6 protein-coding genes are annotated in these 3,981 nt (G+C 40.9%); all 6 read right to left on the bottom strand.

Translation table 11 applies throughout. The annotated features are described in order from the left end of the window. Positions 1-418 precede the first annotated feature (418 nt). Complete coding sequence (gene hisI / locus FJ354_07035) at positions 419-745, bottom strand: phosphoribosyl-AMP cyclohydrolase (protein MBM3906405.1); 327 nt, start codon at positions 743-745, stop codon at positions 419-421. Between the two features lie 22 nt (positions 746-767). Continuing rightward, the gene (hisF, locus tag FJ354_07040; protein MBM3906406.1) at positions 768-1,571 is read right to left on the bottom strand and encodes an imidazole glycerol phosphate synthase subunit HisF; all 804 of its coding nucleotides are present in this window, start codon (positions 1,569-1,571) and stop codon (positions 768-770) included. Next, positions 1,568-2,272, bottom strand: a complete 705-nt coding sequence (gene hisA, locus FJ354_07045) for a 1-(5-phosphoribosyl)-5-[(5-phosphoribosylamino)methylideneamino]imidazole-4-carboxamide isomerase (protein ID MBM3906407.1) — start codon at positions 2,270-2,272, stop codon at positions 1,568-1,570. Before hisA ends, hisF begins: the two co-directional genes overlap by 4 nt. Continuing rightward, positions 2,269-2,874 carry an imidazole glycerol phosphate synthase subunit HisH gene (gene hisH / locus FJ354_07050; protein MBM3906408.1) on the bottom strand — a complete coding sequence of 202 codons (606 nt, stop codon included), beginning with the start codon at positions 2,872-2,874 and terminating at the stop codon, positions 2,269-2,271. Before hisH ends, hisA begins: the two co-directional genes overlap by 4 nt. Then, the gene (gene hisB / locus FJ354_07055) at positions 2,874-3,458 is read right to left on the bottom strand and encodes an imidazoleglycerol-phosphate dehydratase HisB (GenBank protein ID MBM3906409.1); all 585 of its coding nucleotides are present in this window, start codon (positions 3,456-3,458) and stop codon (positions 2,874-2,876) included. Before hisB ends, hisH begins: the two co-directional genes overlap by 1 nt. Before the next feature lie 11 nt (positions 3,459-3,469). Beyond that, positions 3,470-3,981, bottom strand: a 512-nt coding sequence (locus tag FJ354_07060; GenBank protein MBM3906410.1) for an HAD family hydrolase, incomplete at its 5' end; no start/stop codon positions are given.

The raw sequence follows: 3,981 nt of genomic DNA on the forward strand, positions 1-3,981 counted from the left end.
CAGTGATCGCCGTCATAGTTTTTGTTGGACCGATTGATGTGTCCACACAGGAAGAGGAAGATAAATTCAAAGACTGGAACAAATCTGGTCCATTTGCAATCGATCTAAAAGAATACAAGGTTGGTGAAACGATTTTCATGATAGCAGAGGGCCTCAAGCCTAATGACATAGGAAATGCAATTTTCATTTTACCAAATGGAACGTCAGTATACCTGACATTGCCCTTTAATGGAGAAAATAAACCAGACTTTAATTATTATTTCAAACCACAATTATCAAAAAACCGTGGAATTTGTAGCACTGATGACATCATAGGTAAATGGATGATCGAATTTGAAGGGACAAAATATCAGCCCATTACATTTACTATACTAAATCAAACGGTTCCAACGGAAGTAGGCTTGTTTCAAAAAGTATGTTAGTCTAGTTTGTTATGAAAGCAAACTCTTTCGCCAGTATGGCACGCAGGTCCTGTGGGCACTACTAAATAGATAATTGCATCAAAGTCACAGTCAATTAGAATTTCTTTTACCTGTTGGACATTGCCAGACTCTTCGCCCTTCATCCATAGTTTGTTTCTGGATCTGCTCCAAAACCACGAATTACCTGTTTTTTGTGTCAATAAGAGAGATTCCTTGTTAGTATAGGCCAGTGTGAGCACTTCCTTTGTGTTTACATCCTGAACTATGACTGGTATTAGGCCGTCACCTTTTTTAAAATCCAGATCATCGATGGTTTTTTGCATGATTCTGAAATATGGGTTTAGCTTATAACCTTACATCGGTATTGTTTTCTTTGAGGTATTCTTTTACCCTATCCACAGAATGGGTCTCGTAGTGAAATATTGATGCAGCAAGTGCTGCGTCCACATCGGTGTTTTTAAAAACATCCAGCATGTGTCGCGGCTCACCACACCCTCCGGATGCAATCACAGGTATGCTTACAGCGTCAACTATTGCCTTTGTGAGTGTCAAATCATAGCCATCCTTTGTTCCATCTCTGTCTATGCTGGTAAGGAGGATCTCACCTGCACCTAGTTTTAGTGCTGTCTTTGCCCATTCGATTGCATCAAGGCCTGTTTCTTTTTTGCCTCCATAGATAAAGACCTCAAACCAGAAGTTCTTGGCGCCATCAGAGAAGACATTTTTTCCATTTGAAATGTTGTAATTCCTTTTGGCATCAATTGCCACCACGACGCACTGTCTGCCAAATAGATCCATTAGTTCTGTTAGGATTTGCGGATTTTTTACAGCGCCCGTGTTGATTGCCACCTTGTCTGCACCGCAAAGCAAAATGTCTCGGGCGTGCTGAAGCGTCTTAACCCCACCGCCAACCGTAAATGGAATGTCAATTACCAGAGCCACTTTAGACACAAGCGATCTGATTGTTTCCCTTTGTTCCTGTGATGCAGTAATGTCCAAAAATACAAGCTCGTCTGCTCCTTCGTTGCTGTATTTTTGCGCCAGCTGTACTGGGTCTCCGGCGTCTTTGATGGATTCAAAGTTCAAGCCTTTTACAACCCTGCCATTTGCAACATCAAGGCATGGGATGATTCTCTTTGTTAGTGTCATGCTAGTTTTTTTGCCTCCTCGATTGTTATTTTGCCTTCGTATAGTGCCTTGCCCAAAATCACTCCATAAGCATTGCATTTTTTGACATCAGATACATCAGATGGTTTTGATATTCCCCCGCTTGCGATCACGTTGATGTTTTGCTTGCACGCCAGTACGAGATTTTCAAGGTCAGGTCCTTGCAACATTCCGTCTCTGGACACATTTGTGATTAGAAATTCCGTAAACCCAATGTTTGAGAATTCCTGAACTGCGTCAACTAGATTGGTTGTAGTTTTTTGTGTCCAACCATTTATCACTATGACGCCATTGTTGTGGTCTGCGGATATTACCAGATTTTTATGTCCAAGTTTGCCGCCTAGCTTGTTTACCAGTTCTGTGTCCTTGAATGCCAAAGTTCCAATGACCACTCTATCTGCAAAGTCAAGTGTACTGGATATGACATGCTCATCTCTCAAGCCGCCAGCAATCTGCACCGGTATTGATACTTCTTTTGCCATTTTTTGGATTAGTCCCAGATTTGATCCTAGTTGTAGCGTAGCATCAAGGTCTACAATATGGAGCATGTCCGCTCCTTGTTTTTCCCATTTTTTTGCAATTTCTCCTGGATTGTTGCTGTAGATGGTTTTGTTTTCTGGTTTGCCCTGTACTAGTCGTACCACTTTGCCATCCATTATATCGATTGCAGGAATTATCTTCACTTTTTGCACTCTCGCAGAAAATTCTGTATCATGAGCGAGCCGATTTTGCCGGATTTTTCCGGATGGAATTGTGTCCCGTAGAGATTGCCCTTGCTAATCACTGCTGGAACCTCGATTCCATAATCAGAATCAGCAACCACAACATCGTCGTCTTTTGGCTTTGCTCTATACGAGTGGACGAAATAGACCCAAGAATTATCCGGTACACCATCCAAAAGAGGATTTGATTTTTTGATTCTCATGCTGTTCCAGCCCATGTGGGGAATCTTGAACTTGTTTGGAAGTAATATCACGTCTCCCTCTATGGCGGCAAGTCCCATTTCCTTTCCTTCCTCGCTTTTTTCAAAAAACATCTCCATTCCAAGGCAAATCCCAAGCACTGGCATCTTGTCTTTTACATATTCCTGGAACGACACACTGGAATAATCTCGAACGCTTCGAATGGCCGGATCAAAATTGCCAACACCGGGCAGAATCAAACCGGAATAATTGTTTGCAACATCAAAGTTTGTTATTACATCGACTTGGGCATTTTGTTTTTCTAGTGCCACTTTGAGGCTAAAGATATTTCCTGCTCCGTAATCAAAAATGGCGAGCTTCATTACATTGAACCTTTTGTGCTTGGAATTCCTTTCTGCTTTTTGTCCAGATTTGACGCAGTTCTCAGTGCTACCGCTAGCGATTTGATTGCAGCTTCTATTTTGTGGTGGTCGTTTTCTCCGTACTTTACACTGATGTGGATGCAGCTGTTCAGGTTTTGGACTAGCGACGAGAAAAAGTGCTCAATGTCTTCTTTTGACATTCCCTCTATTTTTGATCGTTTTATTGAGAGATTGATTTTGCCGTATGGACGTCTTACTAGGTCAACAGAGGCTTCTGCTAGGGATTCATCCATTGGTACAGAAGAATAGCTGAATCTCGTAATGCCTGTTCTGCTTCCTAGCGCCTTGTCTATTGCGCTGCCAATTGCAATGCCCGTGTCTTCGATTAGGTGGTGCAGTATTCCATCGTTTGACTTTGCCTTTACAGAAAGATCAAGCATAGAATGTTTGCCAAACGATGTAATCAAGTGATCAAAAAAATCAATTCCTGTACTAATTGAGGTTTTTCCAGAACCATCGATGTTTACTTGGACTAGAATCGATGTTTCCTTTGTTTCACGGTTGATTTTGCTTGTTCTTGCCACAAATACAAAACCTAGTGCGCCAAATTTAATGCCTTTGGAATCAAGTCTATTGATTGTATTATGATGTCGGCATTATTTTTTTCAAAGAATCTCTTTTTGGAATTTGGGTTTTGGGAAGTCCCATAGATTCCGCAAAATGTGGTTTTTTTTCCTAGCTTGCTTGCTTTTTTAGCCATGATCAGGTCTTCCATGGAATCGCCAACATAAAGACAGTGCTTTGACTTTAGGCGATTTATTGACATGATTAGAGATTTGGGATTTGGCTTTGCGAGTGTTCTTGAGTGATCCTCTAGGAAAAATGAGGAAGCAATATCGAATTTGTCAAATAACTTGTCCAGTGAATATTTGGTAGATTCTTTGCCACGTCCTGTAACTATGGCGATTTTTTTTGCAAATTTTGGCTCTAGTGAATTTATCAGTTTTTGTGTCACAAGAACAATATCATTTTCGATCAGTCCTTTTTTGAACTGAGATTTTTTGCCAAAGATTTTCTTGTAAAGATCTTTTCCATAAAACATCTGAT

This window comes from Nitrososphaerota archaeon (genome assembly GCA_016872055.1).
Classification (GTDB): domain Archaea; phylum Thermoproteota; class Nitrososphaeria; order Nitrososphaerales; family Nitrosopumilaceae; genus Nitrosotenuis.

What these genes read in the sequence shown, in the direction of transcription:
- hisI (MBM3906405.1), bottom strand. Translation starts at nt 745, where the DNA reads ATGCAAAAAACCATCGATGATCTGGATTTTAAAAAAGGTGACGGCCTA.
- hisF (MBM3906406.1), bottom strand. Translation starts at nt 1,571, where the DNA reads ATGACACTAACAAAGAGAATCATCCCATGCCTTGATGTTGCAAATGGC.
- hisH (MBM3906408.1), bottom strand. Translation starts at nt 2,874, where the DNA reads ATGAAGCTCGCCATTTTTGATTACGGAGCAGGAAATATCTTTAGCCTC.